The sequence below is a fragment of the Providencia sp. PROV197 genome (assembly GCF_028479625.1).
In the GTDB taxonomy this organism is placed as follows: Bacteria; Pseudomonadota; Gammaproteobacteria; order Enterobacterales; family Enterobacteriaceae; genus Providencia; species Providencia vermicola.
Window position 1 is genome coordinate 76,325 of the sequence record NZ_JAMPNZ010000015.1, and the last position, 20,737, is coordinate 97,061.

The 20,737-nt window shown below is 41.4% G+C and carries 17 protein-coding genes and 1 pseudogene; 8 read left to right on the forward strand and 10 right to left on the reverse strand.

The features are described from left to right. Positions 1-18 precede the first annotated feature (18 nt). Together PR808_RS07960 and PR808_RS07965 are read left to right on the forward strand one after the other, a co-directional pair. Positions 19-270, forward strand: coding sequence for an acyl carrier protein (locus PR808_RS07960; RefSeq protein WP_206082826.1), 252 nt, complete (start codon positions 19-21; stop codon positions 268-270). Then, complete coding sequence (locus PR808_RS07965; RefSeq protein ID WP_206082825.1) at positions 271-1,011, forward strand: SDR family oxidoreductase; 741 nt, start codon at positions 271-273, stop codon at positions 1,009-1,011. A 94-nt stretch (positions 1,012-1,105) separates the two neighbouring features. Here PR808_RS07965 and focA read toward each other — a convergent pair whose 3' ends face one another. Beyond that, positions 1,106-1,963: a formate transporter FocA gene (gene focA / locus PR808_RS07970; protein ID WP_272539063.1), complete on the reverse strand. Its 858-nt coding sequence runs from the start codon at positions 1,961-1,963 to the stop codon at positions 1,106-1,108. Between the two features lie 227 nt (positions 1,964-2,190). Between focA and PR808_RS07975 the strand changes: the two genes are divergently transcribed. Continuing rightward, positions 2,191-3,168, forward strand: a complete 978-nt coding sequence (locus PR808_RS07975) for a LysR substrate-binding domain-containing protein (RefSeq protein WP_206082823.1) — start codon at positions 2,191-2,193, stop codon at positions 3,166-3,168. A 60-nt stretch (positions 3,169-3,228) separates the two neighbouring features. On the opposite strand, the gene PR808_RS07980 is transcribed toward PR808_RS07975, so the two are convergent. The 5 genes from PR808_RS07980 to PR808_RS08000 all read right to left on the reverse strand — a co-directional run bounded on the left by PR808_RS07980 (position 3,229) and on the right by PR808_RS08000 (position 9,749). Continuing rightward, on the reverse strand, positions 3,229-4,407 hold the full coding sequence (locus PR808_RS07980; protein ID WP_206082822.1) for a M20 metallopeptidase family protein: 1,179 nt from the start codon (positions 4,405-4,407) through the stop codon (positions 3,229-3,231). Positions 4,408-4,983: 576 nt separating this feature from the next. Further along, the gene (locus PR808_RS07985) at positions 4,984-6,309 is read right to left on the reverse strand and encodes an amidohydrolase (RefSeq protein WP_206082821.1); all 1,326 of its coding nucleotides are present in this window, start codon (positions 6,307-6,309) and stop codon (positions 4,984-4,986) included. 19 nt (positions 6,310-6,328) lie between these two features. After that, positions 6,329-6,805 carry a hypothetical protein gene (locus PR808_RS07990; protein WP_219246199.1) on the reverse strand — a complete coding sequence of 159 codons (477 nt, stop codon included), beginning with the start codon at positions 6,803-6,805 and terminating at the stop codon, positions 6,329-6,331. Between the two features lie 12 nt (positions 6,806-6,817). Next, positions 6,818-7,606, reverse strand: a complete 789-nt coding sequence (locus tag PR808_RS07995) for a DUF3100 domain-containing protein (RefSeq protein ID WP_206082819.1) — start codon at positions 7,604-7,606, stop codon at positions 6,818-6,820. A 703-nt stretch (positions 7,607-8,309) separates the two neighbouring features. After that, complete coding sequence (locus PR808_RS08000; RefSeq protein ID WP_272539064.1) at positions 8,310-9,749, reverse strand: mannitol dehydrogenase family protein; 1,440 nt, start codon at positions 9,747-9,749, stop codon at positions 8,310-8,312. A 426-nt stretch (positions 9,750-10,175) separates the two neighbouring features. Here PR808_RS08000 and PR808_RS08005 point away from each other — a divergent pair, with 426 nt between their 5' ends. From PR808_RS08005 to PR808_RS08025, 5 genes are all read left to right on the forward strand, one after another. After that, the gene (locus PR808_RS08005) at positions 10,176-11,513 is read left to right on the forward strand and encodes an MFS transporter (protein ID WP_272539065.1); all 1,338 of its coding nucleotides are present in this window, start codon (positions 10,176-10,178) and stop codon (positions 11,511-11,513) included. A gap of 41 nt (positions 11,514-11,554) precedes the next feature. Continuing rightward, the gene (locus PR808_RS08010) at positions 11,555-12,298 is read left to right on the forward strand and encodes a glucosamine-6-phosphate deaminase (protein WP_206082816.1); all 744 of its coding nucleotides are present in this window, start codon (positions 11,555-11,557) and stop codon (positions 12,296-12,298) included. A gap of 24 nt (positions 12,299-12,322) precedes the next feature. After that, positions 12,323-13,354 (forward strand): N-acetylglucosamine-6-phosphate deacetylase, encoded by a 1,032-nt coding sequence (locus PR808_RS08015; protein ID WP_206082815.1) that lies wholly within the window; start codon positions 12,323-12,325, stop codon positions 13,352-13,354. A gap of 318 nt (positions 13,355-13,672) precedes the next feature. Continuing rightward, complete coding sequence (locus PR808_RS08020) at positions 13,673-14,848, forward strand: ROK family protein (protein WP_272539066.1); 1,176 nt, start codon at positions 13,673-13,675, stop codon at positions 14,846-14,848. Between the two features lie 319 nt (positions 14,849-15,167). Further along, positions 15,168-15,794, forward strand: a complete 627-nt coding sequence (locus PR808_RS08025) for an SDR family oxidoreductase (protein WP_206083031.1) — start codon at positions 15,168-15,170, stop codon at positions 15,792-15,794. 24 nt (positions 15,795-15,818) lie between these two features. Here PR808_RS08025 and PR808_RS08030 read toward each other — a convergent pair. The 4 genes and pseudogenes from PR808_RS08030 to torC form a co-directional block, all read right to left on the reverse strand. Beyond that, positions 15,819-16,112: pseudogene (locus PR808_RS08030) on the reverse strand (GNAT family N-acetyltransferase); the annotation flags it as partial. Between the two features lie 166 nt (positions 16,113-16,278). Continuing rightward, the gene (torD, locus tag PR808_RS08035; RefSeq protein WP_206082811.1) at positions 16,279-16,896 is read right to left on the reverse strand and encodes a molecular chaperone TorD; all 618 of its coding nucleotides are present in this window, start codon (positions 16,894-16,896) and stop codon (positions 16,279-16,281) included. Further along, entirely contained in the window at positions 16,893-19,439 is a 2,547-nt protein-coding gene (torA, locus tag PR808_RS08040; RefSeq protein ID WP_272539067.1) for a trimethylamine-N-oxide reductase TorA, read from the reverse strand. Before torA ends, torD begins: the two co-directional genes overlap by 4 nt. Then, positions 19,439-20,608, reverse strand: coding sequence for a pentaheme c-type cytochrome TorC (torC, locus tag PR808_RS08045; RefSeq protein WP_206082809.1), 1,170 nt, complete (start codon positions 20,606-20,608; stop codon positions 19,439-19,441). The genes torA and torC overlap by 1 nt, the downstream gene beginning before the upstream one ends. Between the last annotated feature and the right edge of the window lie 129 nt (positions 20,609-20,737).

The window sequence follows — 20,737 nt, forward strand, 5'->3', positions numbered from 1 at the left end:
CAGTGGAAGGATAAAAAAATGAGCCAATATCAAACAATTTATAACAAAATTAGCGAAATGATCTGTGATGCAAAAGATTTAGAAAGCGAAGAGGTGAATGAGAACCTCACATTAGTCCAATTAGAATTTGATAGCCTCGATTATGTTGAATTAATGGTACTGGTAAAACGTGATTTTAATGTTGCGTTAGACGCTGATTTTTTCATTCAGCATCCAAATCTTTCAATTAAAGAACTTTGTGAACATATTGATAAGGAGTCTGAATCCTAAATGGAAAACCATAAGTGGGTGTTAGTCACTGGTGGAAGCCGGGGAATTGGTCAGGCATTAGTCGCTGAATTATCACATAACTGGAATGTTATCTTCACTGGACGTAGTACTGAAAGTATAGCGAGTACGCTTTCTTTACTCGAAAATAGACGTCCAAATAGATGGATAAAAGGGTTTCAATGTGATGGTAAAGATGGGCAGCAAGTCGATGTGTTGTCTCAATCTTTATTGGATAAATTTGGCGCCCCAGCCGCCATTATACATAACGCAGGTATTACTCGAGATGCATTGCATATTCATCAGGATGGGGATATTTGGCGAGATGTTTTAGATAATAACTTGATTTGCATTGTGAATTGGAACCGCAAATTGGTACCTGCGATGTTAATGACGAATTCAGGTTCTATTGTATTGATGTCATCGGTTACTGGGTTAAAAGGGAATGTTGGGCAAACGGCTTATGCAGCAAGTAAGGCGGCGATGATGGGGATGGCTCGGTCTTTAGCGCATGAAGTTGGGCGGTTTGGTTTACGGGTAAATTGCCTTGCGCCAGGGTTGATTGAGAGTGATATGACGCGAGCGATGCCTGAAGCGAAATTAAAATCGATGTGTAAAAATATTCCGTTACGTCGCTTAGGCCAGCCACAAGAAGTTGCCAAAATGGTAGAGTTTCTGATTGGTGACAATAGCCAATATTTGACAGGGCAAACATTGGTGCTTGATGGCGGCCTAACTGCATAATTAACAGAGAGTTAATGGATATACTATAAAATTAACTCTCTGTATTAATTCAACCATAGATAGTGAATGTGTGTTGGTGTTATTTTTAATTTTATTAATGCTCACTTTTTTGATTTTTCAAATAAATCCACCAGTAGGTAATCCCCACGAGTACGCCACCACCAATAATATTGCCAATGGTGACAGGGATAAGGTTGTCGGTAATAAAATTGTTGACGGTTAAAGCAGGGAAGCTATCAGCGGAACTGTGGATTGCATTCCAAAATGTGTCGGGAGCAAAGTTGCGTATGACAATGGCTAAGGGAATAAGAAACATATTGGCGATGCTGTGCTCAAAGCCACTGGCGACAAACATGCCGATCGGCAGCGTCAAAGCGACAATTTTGTCGGTCAAAGAGTGACCAGAATAACTTAACCAAACCGCAAGACAGACCATCAAGTTGCACAGTGTGCCAAGGCAAACGGCCTCAACAAACGTATGGTGCATTTTATGGTCAGCCGTTTGCAAAACATTCAGTCCCCACAGGCCATTGCTGTTCATTAATTGGCCTGAAAACCAGATAAGCGCGACAAAGAAAATTGCGCCAACAAAATTACCAAGATAAACCAATATCCAATTACCAATCAATTGCTTATACGTAATTAAATTGCTGGCTTTTGCCATAACGGTGAGGACTGTTGAGGTGAAAAGATCGGCTCCACATACCACCACTAAAATCAGCCCTAATGAGAAGCAAAGCCCTCCTGCTAATTTAGTGAGTGAATTTGCGGGAACGGCGCCTGTCGTAACCGTGATATAGAACGTAAATGCGATAGAAATAAAAATACCAGCCATAATCGCTAAAAAAAAGCTAATATCCTTTTTTTTGCTGACTTTATAAAGGCCTGCTTGCTCTGCGACTTTAGCCATTTCCGCAGGGAGACGTAAGTCAAAGATATTATTGTCTTTCATGAGATGCTCCTTGGATAGTGCTATGAATAGAGGTCATTACAAAATAAATGCATAACCTATGCCAAGGTTGAACGAGTTTTATCATTAGAAAAGAATAATGAGTAGCCATTAATTTAGTGGGCTTATCTTTTTGTGATACAATTATTGCGCACAACATGGTGTATGTTGTATAAAAAATTGTCTCTTTTAATTCTTATTTTGATCCATTTAAACTGGATAAATCAGCAATGAACATTAGTCAGCTAAAAAGTTTTGTTGAGGTGGTAAGAAGTGATTTTAATATCACTAATGCTGCTGAGAAAATGTATACCTCGCAACCAACAGTGAGTAAGCAGCTTAAACTATTGGAAGATGAGCTGAATGTTTCTTTATTTAATCGGAAAAATAATAACTTACTTTCATTAAGCCCGATTGGAGAACAAGTTCACCAAGTGGCCTGCGATATTTTGGCGCAGTTTGATAAAATTAAAAATATTGTTTCCCACGAAGACACGACGATTAAACAAAATCTGCATATTGCCACGACACATACACAAATCCGCTATAAATTGCCAAAGGTGATTGAGCGCTTTAATGCACGTTACCCCAATATTTCCCTGCATTTTCATCAAGGTGCGCCAGCGCAGTTAGCAGAAATGGTTAACAATGGGGATGTGGATTTTGCTATCGCAACAGAATCGATGCACCTTTACGATGACTTATTAGCCTTGCCTTGCTACCAGTGGTCACGTAGCGTTATCGTTCCCCATGATCACCCACTTGCACAGTGTGAAAAATTAACGATTGAGGAACTTGCTCAATACCCACTAATTACCTATGTGTTTGGTTTTACAGGTCAATCAAAGCTCGACCAAGTTTTCTATCAAAATAAATTAACGCCAAATGTTGTATTAACGGCAGTTGATACAGAAATTATTAAATACTATGTGAAGCACGGAGCAGGGGTTGGTATTATTTCGACCGTTGCTTTTGACCCTGAAGAAGACAGCGAGACATTACGTTGCATTGATATTAGTAATTTAGTGAAGCCAAGTTATACACATGTTTGTATTAGTCGACATATGCACCTGAAAGACTATATGTATGACTTTATTTCCAGCTATGCCCCTCACCTTGATTTAAATTATATTCACCAATCTGCGCAATGGGTTCCAACGGATAAAAACGAGCGTGACGAGCTCTATCGCTCACTACCTGAACTCTAAGAAAAAAGCCGAATAATTTAGATTATTCGGCTTTAGATTACTGTGTGTATTATTTTAGTTTTAACGTGTCGCGATATTAATAAAAATCTGAGCGCCAATTAACAGACAGTCATCGTCGACAAAATAGGGATTGGCGTGCAGATAGTTATTGATGCCTTTTGCTTGGTTACCGCTACCTAAAAAGTACATGGCGCCAAGTTTATCTTTTGTGGCATTGACCATAAAACTGAAGTCTTCGCTTCCTGTCATTGGCTTGCCATTTGACTCAATGTTTTCAATGGGTAAGAATGCCGCCGCTGCATCGTAAATCACTTTAGCGGCTTGTGGGTGGTTTACGACTGCAGGGTAACCACTGCACTCAAGTGTCGTTTTGAAACCGCCAGCTTCACTACGTTCAACAATTTCTTTAAAGCTTGCTTTTAAGATTTTGTCGGTTTCCTCATCCATTGAACGAATGGTTCCACGTGCTTGGACATGATCGGCCAATGCATTTGGAATGGTTCCGCCGTTGATCATGCCGCAGCCAAAGACTGCAGGGCTAAAAGGATCGGTTTTTTTCGCAACAATATAATCCATGTAATCGATAATACGTGTTGCTTCGCGAATGGCATCTAGCCCTTTATGCGGTGTTGAGCCATGTGCGGAAACACCGTGTACATCCAGTGTCCAAGCTGAACCATAAGAGGACATCACGCCAGCGTTAAATTTGATGTTGCCTGTTTCAAATGCCGCATCATTGTGTAAGCCATAAACCTCATCAACGCCATCCATACAGCCCATTTCAACCATTTTATTGGCGCCAGGAACACGCATGTCTTCTTCTGCCATCTGGAAGATAAAACGAACGTTATGGGTCAGTTCATCGCGGTTTTCACTCAGGTATTTTGCCGCGGTCAGTGCGATGGTCATATGGGTATCGTGACCACAGTTGTGGGCACAACCTTCATGAACAGAACTGTGTTCGTTACAGGTTAAATCAGGCATTTCAAGGCCATCGATATCGGTACGATAAGCAATTAAACGCTTAGCAGGGTCAATAATCAGATCAGCGGTAAAACCGGTATAACCTTCAAATAGACGAATGCTGTAGCCAAAACTTTGCATCAGCTCGCGGCAGTATTGCGATGTTTTGAATTCTTGACCTGAGAGTTCAGGGATTTTATGTAAGTCTTGGCGCGTTTTTTTGCTAAATGTCTCAAGCGAAAAGAGTTTTTCACTAATATTGTACTTATTGGTCATTACATTATTTCCCGTATACAGAAAGCAATTTTCATGCTGTTAAAAGGGGCCCTGGTGTAAGCGTGTTCAATTCTTGGTGCTACAATGACATAACATCATTGTCATTTATTTTCAAAATAAGCCAAATTTCAGAAAATATCTGTTAGTGGTTATTGTTGATTATTATTGGTTAGCTAGATTTTAACGTTAATATTCAGAAAGTATGCGTGATGGGGATCGTATTTATATCATATCAGTATTTCATGGCTCATGAAGAATTTAGATGGTAAGCAAAAGAAATAAAGTAGAAAAATAAATTTAATTAAAAATGTATTATATATCAGTGTGTTTTGTGGTTTTGTTGTATGGGTTTTAGTGTTTCTTTATATTTTTTTAGATGGATTTTCGTTAGGTTTTTATGATTTAAAAACATTATTTAAAATAAGTTAATTGATTTGATAAATAAAGAATGCCCAATAAAATTAAATATATTTAAGAATAATCGTTGATAACGATAAATAAAAGGAAGGTGAGGAGGAGTGCATAAGAAATACCTCCTAAATATGTAGCTTTTAGCAACATATTTAGGGGGACAAATTAATTTTTAAAGGAGCTGATAAATGCGAGGTATTCTTCTTTGCTCATCAATGGCTTGTAATTATCCATAAGAGCATCAGCGCCAGCAGCATCATCAAACAACAGGTCAATAATGGTCATTGCCATCATTTGAGCAGGACGGATATAGGCCATATCATCATCAAATACCACGTAATCTTTACCATGTAATCCACCGCGAATTGCACCAATCCATGGGTGGCTCACTGGCATGATGTGGGAAAGATCGCCAGTATCTGTGCTACCTGTCATATGTTCTGCAACCCAGACATTGTCTTCACCAATTAAGTCATGAGCATTGTGCTGTAGTAAGTCATTGAGTGTGTCGTTGTTATAAAGTGGCAAATAACCTGGTAAATCTTTTACCTCCACTTCAGCGCCAACAGACATTGCCCCAGCAACCAGTGCACGAGTGATCCGCTCATTAGCATCAACCATCGCAGGGACATTTGAGGCTCTGACATAACTTTCCATCCGCACATCACTTGGCGTGACATTTACTAAATCGCCACCTTGGGTAATGATTGGGTGGAAACGGATATAATCTTTTTCTTGGAAGGTTTCGCGAATCGCATTTACCCCCATAATGCCCATCATGGCCGCATTCAGTGCGTTCACACCTAAATGGGGTGCCGCTGCGGCATGGGAAGATTTACCTTTGTAGTTAATCAGTTTGCCAATAAACCCATTGGTGGTTGTCGACATCTCGATAAAACCGATATCACGCTCAGGCTTAACACTGGTTAAGTGGATTTGCATCGCCATATCCACATCATCAAACTCACCGAGGGAGATTAATTCGGGCTTGCCACCGATATAATTGATTTTTCCTTGTTCAATCAATTTATTGCGGTAGGCAAGCTCGACATATTCCTCAGCGGGAACCGCGAAGGGAACCACGTCCCCCGCGAGGTATTCCATTGCACCTGACTTAACCAGACCAATTGTCACCGCCATCATATTGGCAATTTGCGCATTGTGCCCACAGCAATGAGCCGCGCCTGTGAGGTCATCGGCATCAGGGTGCTCAGCACAAATGATGGCATCTAACTCGCCAATCACGGCAATACTGTGCTTGCTTCCTTTGCCACCTTTTAAGCGTGCTTTAACACCTGTTAGGGCAAGTTGATTGCGGTAGTTTACGCCTAAAGCGGAAAATGCGGCTTCAACTTTTTTTGCTGTTTTGGTTTCTTTATAACCCAGTTCAGGCTCTGCCCAAATATCGTCTGCTAGCTTTTTGATTATGTCTTTGTTAGACGCAATAGCTTCACATACTTTGGCTTTCAATTGGTCTTTGGTCATTGTCATGGTTAATATTTTCCTCTATTTAGATAACGCCACTCCATGAAAGAGTCACTTGACCAATAAGTGCAGCGAATAAGAATGTTCCCGTGAATACCGCCAGTGAAACTGGAATAATCCGCCAAGAGATGGCTTTAAATTTTTCGATATCTTTACCGAGTGAAAGACCTGCAAATGCCAGTACCGTGGTACTAATAACAGCAAGTGAAATTTTGCCTGTCATTGCGATCATTTCTTTATCGTAAGGGAATAATGGTGAACACAGACCCGCAGCAATGAGGGATACCCAGAAAATAACGGGTAATTTACCTAATGGTGGGATTTGTGCGATTAAGTACGCCACAAATGACATACCACCTAAAAGCGCCATCGCGATTAGCGAGTCGCTAAAGACTGCGCCAAAACTACCCCGGCCATAGATTGAACCGCCCAGTGCATCACCCAATGAAGTGAAGATGATAACTAATACGATGATTATTGCAATTTCTGCCATCTTTTTCATGATTTCGTATCCTTATTCTGTATCCGCTGATGCCATTGCACGTTTTCTTTTCAGTTTGTTGTACAAGAAAGAGGCAAAAGGTAAGGAGAAGAAAATGTAGATGTACAGACCTAAAACGGAAGACATCAAGTTTGCGGATGATGAAAATGCTTGGATATCCGCTGCATGTTGAGGGTAAAGTTCGAGTAGCGGTGCAACAGATGCAGCTAACATCGAACCACTACCAACACCAGCGCCCATGGCTAATGCAAGTGGGCTCATAATATCGAGTCCTGCAATAACACTGGCAATAATCCCCATCCAAACTGCACCATATAATGTACCGCAAATGTACATTGCCATGACGCCGCGGCCTTCTGGCGAACTTAAACCGTATTTCGCTTCGATGATGGCGATGTTTGGTTCGCGACCTATCGAATAGGTTGCTCCGACGGCTTCACGTCCCATACCTAACATAATGGCGAGCGGTAAACCGAGCAGAATAGTACCGATAAAGTGGCCAACTTCCTGAAGGATCAGCGCGCCACCTGCCTGAATAATTTTTTCCCAAGATGCACCAACAGAGGTGCTTAATTTTGCAATTAAGATAACTAACGCGACACTCATAATTGAGCTAGCACGTGCCATGTTTTGTTCATTAAGAATTTTGAATTTTGGGAAACTGACAATACCACCCATCAACATGGAATAAAGCATTGGAAAAACCATCACGAGACTGATTTTAATTTGCCCTATTGCTTCTGAAAGAAGAATGATAAGTAAGCTAACCAAAAGCAACTTACTATCTTTTAATATACCCATAGTGTTACCTTTCATTGGAAATGTTTTTAAGAGTAATTCGTATATATTTATAATAAAAAGCATTATTTGCGTATTCATACTATCCACGAAACTATTTTCCTGACAATATTCCGAAAAAGTCTCAGGCATGCCTAAAAGGCATGGTTAAAAATCATAAATTAATATTTATTAATAAATTAAAATAAAGAGAATTATTCTCAATTGTGTTTTTGGTAATATTCTTTTATTTTTCATCGAGATATAAAATTGTGTTAAATTTTTAACATGTTGTTTCATAAGTGTTTTTGATTGCTTGCTGAATTTTAGTAAAAACCGTTAATTTATAGGAGAATGTGATTTTGCTCTTGTTTTTCTATTCACTCTGAAAAAATGGCTAATTTAAATTTATTTATATAATGATGAAAATTGAATTTTAAATAGCGTTAATAATTAATTTTTTGTTCTTTTGTTTCTATTTTAATCTGGATTAAATATTATTTAAGGGATAATTATCTAGCATTGATTTTATTCATTTTTTTCAAATAAATTTGATAATTTAAAATATACCTACATTGGTAGGGGTTTTTGATCAAGATCTCAAAATTGAACATTTGTTAATTGAAAAGCAATAATGGGGGAGTAATTTGAAGGTAGGTCTGCATCATAAGACCAAAGTGTCTCGGGCTAGAGTGAGCGACTTAACCCGAGTGGAATTTCAATATTATTAATCGATTTTTGTTAAGTAATATTTGACAGTCTGTCGTGCTCCAAGTGTCAACAATTGTTGGTATGCGGTTTTTATTTTATTAACAATATCATTGTGTTGTGATATTTCTGGGCTAAATATTGCATCAATTTTTAATAGGGCATCAACGGCTTCTAAAGATGTACCATGGTGTTGATAAATCTTCGAAAACTCGTCGCTAAGTGGGTCTTTGATGGGAATAGGTTCTCCGTCCTCATTGATACCACTGACATATCTCATCCAGGCGGCAACGCCTAAAGCAAGTAATGGGTAGTCTGACCCCTTTTTCTGGTGCCAAAGTATAGAGTCGAGTAGGCGCTGAGGTAGTTTTTGGCTACCATCAACGGCTATCTGTGCTGTTTTATGTTTAATTGCTCGATTAGCAAAGCGAGTTAATAACTGTTGGGCATATTGGTTAAGATCAATATTATCAGGCAAGCTGAGAGTCGGTTTTTGTTCGGCTAGCATTATGCGTTGTACGATTTGGTAGTAATCCTGATTTTGCATGGCATCTGATATAAACTCATAACCGCCTAAATAGCCTAAATAAGCCAGGAATGAATGGCTGCCATTTAACATTCTTAGCTTCATCATTTCATAAGGTGCCACATCCTTAACAAATTGCGCTCCCACATAGTGCCAATCAGGTCGGCCGTTCGCAAAGCAATCTTCAATAACCCATTGCCGAAATGGCTCACTGATAACCGCACAAGGATCATCTTCACCTGTTAATTGCTTGATTTCAGCAAAAGAATCTTCGGTCATCGCAGGGACTATTCTATCCACCATCGTGCTTGGAAATGTGATATTTCGCTTAATCCACAATGCTAATTCACTATCTTGTTGTGCAGCCAAACTTAAAATAGCATTTCGTGCAACCTCACCATTATTTCTAATATTGTCGCAAGAAAGTATGGTCACAGGGGGAAGATTTTGTTGAAAGCGTATTTTGAGAGCGGCAAGGATATAACCTAAAACAGACTCTGGCGTTTCAGGATAGGCGATATCGTGGCGTATTGCAGGATGTGATAAATTGAGTTTATTCGTTGAAGGATCAGTGCAATAGCCTTTTTCTGTTATTGTCAAAGAGATAATCGCAGTCTCAGGCGCTGCCATTTTTTCAATCACGGCATGTACCCCATCAATACGTGGGTGCATCGCTTCTTTTACTGAATTAATCCGTGTTAGCGTGGTTCTTTCTTCATCTTTTTCTAATAGTACGTAAGTACAGTGGCGTTTATTTAGCTGACGGATAAGTTCTGCCCCGCGCGCCGACATTAAGTTTATTTCGCAATATCCCCAATCAGATTGAGATTGTTCAATTAATAGATGTGTATAAAGTGCTTGATGAGCACGATGAAATGCCCCGAAACCAAGGTGTACTATTCGAGGAACTAACTGATGCCTGTTGTTATCCATTATCACTCCCTATCATAAAAAGAATATGCGCTACGCACACTTTACTATTTTGGATGTTAAAAACAATTTTGTTTTAAATTGTAGATAAAAATAGAAAAAGTGTCATGAATAATAAAAGTGTACAACGTTAAAATATTTATTAAAGAATAATTTGGTTATGATTTTAATTTATTGATTTATATGTGTTTTTATTTATTTTTAAAGTTGGTAATTCGATGATTGAGTAGAAGGAAAAATTGAATTATTCAAATGACAGCACTGCTTTATCGATTAAATTTGATTTCGATCTCATTTTTAAATAAATTAAGAACAATTATGTTCTAAAATAATTGTCTCAGTGTTAGTTTCAATGGTGCGCGCTTTTTGTCCGTTTTGTTTGAACAAAACATACCTCAAATAATGTATTCCTAAAATGTAGGGGGCAGTATGAGTGACACTATTTCAGAACAATTAGCCACAGATACCGCGGTTGATAAGCCCGCGGCAGATAAAAAAACGATTAGAAAAGTGATGATGGCAAGCGTGTCAGGCACCGTAATTGAATGGTATGACTATTCACTCTATGGCGCAGCAGCAGGATTGGTGATTAACAAACTTTATTTTCCAAACTTATCACCAACAATTGCAACGCTGGCTGCATTTTTAACTTTTGCCGTCGGTTTTATTTCACGACCACTCGGTGGTGTGATCATTGCCCATATTGGTGACCGCTATGGGCGAAAACCAGCACTCATTTTTGCAATCGTCTTAATGGGGATTGCGACATTAGCGCTTGGGTTATTACCCACGTATTACCATATCGGCATTTGGGCAACGATTGCTCTGGTTATTATTCGGTTAATGCAAGGGTTTGGATCAGGGGCTGAATTAGCAGGTGCGCAAACCTTTGTGGCGGAATATGTCCCCATGAAGCAGCGGGGCTTCTATACATCGCTAATTAATGCTTCTACGGGGATTGCAATTTTGCTCTCCACAGCCGCATTTTTTGCCGTGACGCAGCTACCCGATGAAGCTTTTATGAGTTGGGGATGGCGGATACCTTTCTTGTTATCCATCGTTTTATTTATTGTTGCGATTTATATCCGTAAGCAATTAGATGAAACACCTGAATACGTTAAATCCGTTGAAAAAGCGGAGAAAGAGAAAAAAGAGCAAAAGATCCCAATTAAAGAGCTTTTTATACATAGCCGAAAAAATTTATTGTGTGGCTTCTTCAGTTTAGCGGGGCACCAAGCAAATGGTTATGTTCTTAGTGTGTTTAGTATTAGCTATCTGACCAATACATTAGGAATGGAAAAATCAGATGGATTGATGGCGTTAATGGTTGCTGTGCTGGTGAATACAATAATGACTCCTGTCATGGGACGTTTAACGGATAAATACGGAACTACGACCATTTTCTCTTTCGGCGCTATTTTCTTAGGTGCTTTTGCCTTTCCTTTATTCTGGTTTTTGGGGAGTGGCAGTTTAGTACTAGCAACGCTCGGTATGTGTATTGCGTATGGTATTGGACATGGTGCTACGTCAGGTGCACAAGGTGCATTCCTAGCCAATTTATTCCCAACACAATATCGTTATTCAGGTATTGCACTTTCACGAGAATTAAACAGTGTGATTTTCGCAGGATCAACTCCCGTCATTGCGACCGCCCTTGTTACCGTTGGTGATGGCAAACCCACCTATGTTGTTTATTACCTGATTTTCTGTTGTGTACTGACGTTAGCCGCAGTGCAAATGGCGAAAAATTTAAAACAGTATCAATAAGGCCATTTGTGGTCGTATCAATATTTAAATATGAGGTTCGTATGAATATTACTATTTCCGACACGAAACATGCACTAGGTGAAAAAGCCAGTAAAGCTGGAGTGCAGGCCATTAAACAAGCAATGCGCGAAAAAAGCGAAATTGCCATTATTGTTGCCACTGGTGCCAGTCAGTTTGAGATGTTGGATTGCTTAATCAAAGAAGATATTGATTGGTCAAGGGTGACTATTTTTCACCTAGATGAATACATTGGCCTTGATGAGACTCATCCAGCGAGTTTTCGCCGTTATTTGCAAGAACGTTTAGTGGATAAATTACCCACGCTACACCAATTTATTGGTGTGAATGGTTCTGCTGATGATATTGGAAAGGAAATTCAACGGCTTAACGAGATTATCTCGCAGTATGAAATTGATGTCTGTTTTGCTGGTATTGGTGAAAATGCGCACTTAGCATTTAATGATCCACCCGCTGATTTTCATGCTACCTCTGCATATCTTGTTGTTAATCTTGATGAAGATTGTAGACGACAACAACTGGGTGAAAAATGGTTCGCGAGTTTAGATGAGGTGCCTAAACAGGCTATCTCGATGAGTATTCCACAGATCATGCGTTCAAAATCATTAATACTGAGTATTCCTGATTTACGAAAAGCGAGGGCGGTGAAAAACACACTTGAAGGAGAAATCACTCCTCGTGTGCCTGCATCTATTGTTCAAAATCATGCCCAATGCCAAATATTTTTAGATAAAGATTCTGCGTCATTGTTATCAAAGGTTGATTAAGGAAAAGTATTGAAGGAACAAATTATGAAAATGACGGGTGGCTTATTTGATATTCAAGTCAATGGTTTTGCGGGTGTTGATTTTAATGACGAAAAAATCACCGCAGAGGCATTGGATCATGCGTTAGAGGCGATGTTAAAAACAGGCGTCACACTCTGTTTGCCAACATTAATAACAGCATCGGAATCATCTTTGATAAAGCGCTTTCGAGCGCTTGATAAGGCGGTATCCACAAGTCGCTTAGGGCCATGGATGGTGCCTGGCTATCATTTAGAAGGCCCTTTTATTAATTCAGCAATAGGCTATGCAGGATGTCATCCACCTAATGAAATTATTAAACCTGATGTGCACTTGATAAGTCGGTTAGAGCAGGAAATCACTAAGCCAATCTTATTGATCACTTATGCACCTGAGTTTGATGACGATTTTCAATTTACAAAGCAGTTAGTCGCGGAAGGTAAATGTATTGCAGTGGGCCACTCGAATGTTAGCTTTAACCAAATGGAAGCGGCAGCCAGCGCAGGGGTTTGCATGAGTACCCATTTAGGTAATGGGATCCCTCAACATTTGCATAAATTGGAAAATACGCTGCAAGCTCAATTAAGTTGCGATGCGATTGGCGCAAGTTTTATCGCAGATGGGATCCATATTCCATTTCCTGCGTTAAAAAATTTATTGCGAACAAAGACGGTAGCAAGGTCAATACTGGTTACTGATGCCGTCAGCGCAGCGGGATGTCATCAAGCTGGGGTCTACCAATTTGCAACAATGTCGATTGAGCGGGCGGCTGATGGCACAGTACGGGTACCAGGAGAGGTCAATTTAGCAGGGTCTAGTTTAACGTTAGATCAAGCCATTCGTAATGTTGTGACACATAAAATGGCTAAATTTGATGAGGCAATCATGATGGCGAGGATGAACCCATTACGCTATTTGCAATCAGCGTTCGACTTCCATGGGATAGTCCCTCAAATATCTGCGGTGAAATGGGATGAAAACATGAATGTCGTCAGTTGTGTATTAGGAGAAGATATCGCGCGCGAATATGTATTTTAAAATAATAAGCTATAGAATGTGTTAATAACTCAGTAGCTAGAGCTAAAGGTTTGCTCTGGCTACTTATAGGTGCAATAAGTGTTTATACCTAAACCTTCTTCTTGCCTCTTGCGCTTCTCTAATGTTTTGTTTGTATTTTCTTTTGTGGATAGGGATTGATTGACTGCTATTCCTTAAGGCATACTTTGTCGATAGTGATTCACCATTTTTCCGCACATATAAGGGCTAGGCTGCCGATAAATAGCGTATTTTCCCAGTCGTTTAAGACAATTGTTTTTAGGGTAAGCTATTGATTAAACAGCTTTATATCTCACTATTATGATACTTAAACAAACGACAGGTTTTCTTTCTCACCTACCGATAACGCAACCCATAACCCACGATAAAGAGCGTATATTTTTTGCTATTTTAAATGGGCAAATCACAACTCGCCGCGAAGCCGTGAAGTTGTTGAATATTCGCTCGACAACAGTGTCTGAATATGTTGCACAACTTCTTGATAGCCGCTTATTAACTGAGACCATTAGCCAAAATTCAGGTCGGGGAAGGCCATCAATGGTTTTAGTTGTTAACCCTAACCGGTTAATTACATTAGTTTTTCAAGTGATTAGCTTGTCGTTGCACGTTTTTGCTATCAATTTAGTGTCAAATGTTATTGCTCATGAGCAACTCGAGGCATCCCCAGATTGCGATAATCAGGCATTGGCCGATAAGTTTAGCCAGCTCCATAAAAAAATTATGGTAAAGATCCCGAAATCAGCCGAAGTGGCTGGGTGCGTGTTTTCTCTAGGGGGAATTTTCGATAGCCAAACTTACCATTGGATACATGCTTCCCGATGGCCTCGAATGAATAACCTGAATATCAAAAAATTGTTTCCAGAGAATTATCGAGTCGTTTTGTCGCGTACGCTGGATGATGAACTGATGCTTCATGTTCTTGAACGCAATAGAAGTACTTTATTACTTCATTGGGGATATGGCGTTGGTGTTGCATTTAGTACAGCAGATAACCAGATTAACGTAGGTGGGCACGGGTTTGGCGAGATAGGCCATTGGCATATTCCCCAGCAAATAAAACCTTGCCAATGTGGGCAAGTGGGATGTTTAGAAACGGTGGCCGCGTTATGGTCCATCGGGCCTGATGTACTTGGAAATAAATTCAAGGCACATGATGACGAGGAAAATATCGCTGAAATATTAGCAAGCTGTGATTTAGCCAGTAACCCCGTCATGCAGCAAGCAATTATTCATATGGTGAATGCAGCATCAAATATATGTCGGGTGTTTTTTCCTTCACGCCTCATTGTTTCAGGCCCATTTGTGAAAAATCCACAAGTTTGGGCGACTTTTTGTGAAAACTTTCAGCAGCAAAATGCATTTTTTGGACAAACTCTTCCAGAGCTTTCAATGAGCCAAATTAACCGCAACTCTCGCATTTATGGCGCTGCTTTGCCTGTTTTGGAACAAACATTATTGGAATTACTTGCTCAATAAACTCAACGATAAGTCATCAACTCTCAGCCCTGTGATCATCAAGGGCTAAAAGCGCTTAAGTATTAAAAGCCCTAACTGACTGTGCTTCCTTGCGCCAGTTTCATCACAAACTTCATCATCGTTCCCCCACCATCATTGATAACAGCATTGCCATTATCATCGCGAACTTAAGCCCCGAGCGTATTTTGAGGATATTATTGGATAGAAAAAGGGAATAAACGTGAGCTTGGTTGATGGTATTTTCAAAATGAATGGTATTTATATCTCAATTAGTTTGGTAGCGTGGTGGGTAATTTCAGTGAATAACAGAGGTGAATGTATGGCGCAGTGGCTACTTTTTGGGGCAGGTGGGAAAGGGGTTGGGAACATGATAGCCCAACTGGCGATTACAAATCAGCAGCAAGTGGTGGCAGTGGTACGCAATACTGAAGCTGCGGAAAAGTTGTCATTACAGGGTGTGAACGTATTTGTGGGGGATGCTTGCGATAAGGCCATCGTGACCGCAGCATGCCAAGCGGCGGGTACCAATGCAACGGTGATTTCCACCATGGGAGGCTCACAAGATTATTTAGCGAACCGTACAGTGATTGACTGTGCGGAACAAGAAGGGATCTCCCGTATGGTATTGGTGACATCTTTGGGATGCGGGGATTCATGGCAATATCTTTCTTTACGGGCAAGAGCTGCTTTCGGACACGCCGTAAGGGAAAAATCACTGGCTGAATCATGGTTACAAACCAGTTCCCTTGATTTTGCGATTGTGCGACCAGGCGGGTTACTTCATGGGGATGCGACAGGAAAGTCCATTTTGCAGCAAACTGTTGAAGCGCATGGATTAGTGATGCGTGCAGATGTTGCTGCGCAGGTTTACCAACTTGCGAGTCAAACAGAATTGAAAAATCAAATCTATAGCCTTATTCAGCCAAACCTGACTATCAGTAAATAAGGCTAGATTATCGTTATCAGCCTGTTACCATTGATCGCCACCGCGAAAGTCGCAGTACAGGGATTCAGTAAACTCAACAGAATTATCTCTAGACCAGCCCATCACGCCGCCTTCTTCGCCTTCAGAGCGGATGTAGGCGCCTTGGCATAATTCAAACAAGGTACCTTTCCACACTTTCCAACCAAGGGATTGATACAGATGGAACCCTTCGTCAGAGGCCGACAGCAAGCCAAGTTGGTAGCAATTGCCGATGATCGTATTTGTCATAGACATCAATTCACGCCCAATACCTTGTCGGTTGGCTGATTGAATCACTATTTGATCAACAAAAGCGGAAAGAAACGCTATGCCATGTTTTACCAACGGGTCAGCAAACACGCTTTGAAAACTTAATCGAATCAAGTTTAATTCAAGCTCGGATTTAGGTTGTTTTAAATTGGGTCGCGTGTAAACACACGCAACCCAATAGTTATGAGTCACAACGTTATTGATTTTGTTCGTCTAACTGAACTAATGTGAGTAATAATTGACTCAAGGCACCATAAAAACCGAATTCATCATAACGTTGGCAATTGTGACTAAATGTAGGTAACCACTGTAATAAGCACGATAAGGTTTGTTGGCGTAATTGCCTGATTTTTTCGTGATCGATATGGGGTTCACTGAGTGAAAAATGCAGGTGACTGAGTAATTCCAAAAAGATGGAAAGATGGTCTGACGGTTCATTAAATACATCACTGGTTTCCATTCCTGCTTCGAATAACAAACTCGCAATTTGTACGTTATTTGGCGCATTACTTGGGTAAACCGAGGCATAAGGTAAGGCAGATTGTTTATCTGACATTAAAAATAGGCTACAAAAATCCGCAGCCAGTTCTAATTGGGCGTCAGGTCGATGCGTAAGGGCATCGATTTTTATCTGTAATTCATGCGTTGGTGCAATTAATCTCGGTTCTTGCTCGATAATGGTAAACCAGTCCACCCTATCGGTGGACTGAAGCTGTGCCAATTGGGCGCTATCTAATTCACGTGAGAATAGTTGTGCTAGCCATGCATAAATACAGGCTATCTGTTCCCCGGTTAACACGCTGTTCTTGGTCATTTGTTCACCTGTGATGCAGGCACATATTCACATTGTGCTACCATTTCAATTGGCCCATCAAATGCACTAACGCTATCTAATTGCCCTGTGAATTTCTCGATCTCCACTAAGGTGGTATGTGCGCTGGTGGCCTGGGCGAGTTGTGATGTACCAATATCTAACGTTAATACGTTAGGGTTGCCATATTTACAAAGTGCATTGATTTCACCGCCTTTGGTAGGATCATACCAGGCACCTTCGTGAATACGGGCAACACCTTGCGCATACAAGTCAGAAACCACAGCACCAGCCAAAACTTGCCCGCGGTCATTAAAGACCCGAACCACATCACCGTTATGAATTCCACGAGCTTTGGCATCTTGAGGGCTGATAAATACGGGCTCTTTGCCACTGACAGAATAATATTGACGTAATGCTGGGGACTCACATAATTGTGAGTGTAAGCGAAAATCAGGGTGAGCAGACTGTAAATGCAAAGGCCATTGTTTAGAGCCTGGGCCACCGTGGGAGCGCTCAACTTTTTCAAACCACATTGGGTGGCCTTGGCAGTCATCGTACTGCATGTCTGCGATGGTTTTCGAGTAAATCTCTATCAAGCCGCTTGGTGTGCCCAATGGTTCTAAATCTGGATCTTCCCTAAAGGCTTGATGGCGAACAAACATTTGTGGATGTTCAAATTCCACATATCCGTCTTTTTCCCAGAATGCATCAAATGTGGGTAAATGAATACCGCGGCCTTTTCCTTGCTGGCTGCCTTCTTGCCAAATCCGTTTGAGCCAGCCCATTTGGTCTAAGCCTTCGGTGAATGCGTCTTCACGCCCAAAACGGCGGCATAAGTCACGGAAAATATCAAAATCGTTACGCGATTCAAATTGCGGCTCAACTAACTGTTTCATCGCAATAATGCCGCGATTAGAGTGGTTACCGTATTGGTCGAGGTCATTACGTTCAAATTGCGTTGTGGCAGGCAAGACAATATCGGCAAAACGGCAGGTAGATGTCCATTGGTTATCAATCGAAACCACCGTTTCAAGCTTACGCCACCCCTCAATAATACGGTTAATTTGCTGGTGGCGATGGAACGGGTTAGTACCCGCAAACACGCACATTTTTAATGGCGGTAGTTTGACGGATTTACCGTTCCAATTAATGGTTTTACCCGGCTCTAGAATCGCATCGATAAAACGCGCGATAGGAATAGTGCTACTATAGCCCTTGTAATCGTTGCTATCGTGGATAGGTGGTACATTGGTTGAGCCAGAAAAGCCACTTAAAATAATTCCTTGGCGGCTTGGTGTGCCTGCACCGTTATAGTGCCAGCCGAAACCAAACCCACCTCCAGGTAAACCAATTTGGCCTAACATCGCGGCGAGCACAACAATCATCCACGACCATTGTTCGCCATGCTGCATGCGCTGCACACACCAACCCGCAATAATTTGCGTGCGGTTTGCCGCCATTTGGCGTGCAAGTGTGCGGATTGTTTCAGTATCAATACCACAAATTTTAGCTGCCCATTCTGCATCTTTGGCTTGCCCATCTTTTTCCCCCAGTAAATAGGGTAAGAATTGCTCAAAACCAACACAGTAATCTTTAAGGAAGTTTTTATCGTGTAAATTTTCCGTGTATAGCGTGTGGGCTAAAGCGAGTTGTAAAGGTACATCGGCTTGTGGATTGATGGCGATGTGTTGAACATTGTCGCGTCCAAGATAATCATGAGTAGAGGTAATGATTGGGTCGACACTAATTACTTTTATCTCACCACTTGCTACTTTTTCTTTTAGCTGCTCGTAATAAGCGTATACGTCGTGGTCTGGGCACCACCAGTTAGCTTGTTGGTTTTTAATGAGATCAGAGCCCCATAACACGATGGTTTTACTGTTTTCTAATACCAGTGGCCAAGAAGTTTGTTGCTCATAGACCTCCATCGAACCCACTACGCGAGGTAAAATAACCTGCGCAGCTCCCGTGGAGTAGTCGCCACCCGTGCTGACGCTGTTACCGTGCAGGGCGATAGCGCGGGCAAGCATCCCAGAAGCATTATGGAACATCCCCGTTGATTGCCAGCCACTTGCGGTTAATAACCCGCTTGGACCATAAGTTGTCTGAATGCGTTCAAGCTCTTGATAGAATAAATCTAGGGCTTCATCCCACGAAACACGCACAAATCGGTTATCGCCCCGTTGGGTGGTATCACTTAAATGGCGCTTGCGTAGCCAATCAACCCGCACCATTGGGTAGCGAATGCGTGCAGTGCCATGTACGTGGTCAGGTAAACCAGCGATCATTTTGGATGGAAATTTATCGCGCTCAAATGCTTTCGCTTCGATAAATCGACCATCAACAACGGTGGCGCGAATCGCACCCCAGTGCGATCCCGTTAAAATGCCTTCTTGTACAACAGCGGTTTGTTCTGCTGCCGTTGCTGCACTGGCTTTTCGTGGGGTTAGTAATGAAGGACCTAGCATCCCTGCCACCGTTAGCCCGCCTAGTTGGGCAAGAAAGCGTCGACGAGAAGCTTGAAATGTCGGATTATTTTTCATTATTTTTCTCCGTTGTCACCATGTGCAGCACCACCTGTATCAGATGCATTCATTTGCAGGTATTTCAATAAGGTACGTTCTTCGCGCTTATCTAAACTGGTAAAGCCAATCATGCCATTTAGGGTGCCTATCCAGCCGTTGGCGTCGAAGTGGGCGATGTCAGGTGCACCGTGGCACTGGTTGCATGAACCGTTGTACAGGGAGTCTGCATAAGCCCAAATTGGTTTGATATCGTTGACCATATCCCCTTGCTGCATCCACGCAGTGGCTTGCAATTTGCTCCACGAGGTATCAGTGGCTTCAACGGTCGTGCTTTCGAGGGTTTTTACATTTTCTTGAACATCACCACGAATGGACGCAACGAAAATACGTTTGCCTGGTAACTCAGAAAGTACACGGCGGCGGCCATCGGTTTCTGTCCAACCCGTAATTTCGACTTGTAGCCAATCACCATCGCGTTTTAACACTTTCACTTCAGATGCTGGTAACAGTGAGCCTGCTGGGTCTTTATCGCCTTTTTGAGCATAAAGCGGTTTGATATCAAGGGAATATAATGTATTGCCATCGTCATTTGCTTTGGAACGTAATTCATCGAACTGTTTACGAAAACCGCTGCTCATATCGGGTAATTGGTGGGCAATCCCTTTGTGACAATCGATGCAAGATTGGTTATCTTTCGCTGCAATTTGCATTTGGCGTGCCGCTTCTGGGTTTTGCTTAGCGTGATCCATTGAATCGTAGTCATGGCAGGAACGGCATGTCGCGGAATTATTTTCTTTCATGCGAGCCCACTCGCGTTCTGCAAGTTCTGCACGTTTCGCTTCAAATTTTTCTGGGGTATCGATCGAATGTGCGATAAATGTTTGATAAATATCATTGCTCGCTTCGAGTTTACGTTTAATCATGCCAGGGAGGTCATTTGGTATATGACAATCGTGGCACTCTGCACGAACACCAGAAGCATTTTGGAAATGAACAGATTGTTTATATTCTTCATAAACGGTTTCCATGCTGTGACAGCTAACGCAGAATTCCGTTGTACTGGTGACTTTCATTCCCACATGAGGAACAACGATGAGTGCAACGCCGACAACAATACCGACGATAAGTAGTGTGAGCATTGACCAGCGCGCACTTGGCCTTAATAACGCTCTCCAGAGTTTCCGCATAATATCCCCTAAAATAATATGGTTTAATATAGAGGATCTTATTCAGCAAATATGAATAGCGGTACTGGTCAGGATGAACAGCATGCGGCAAGATGTGAATAAATATGAACAGATATGAACAGAAGAGAA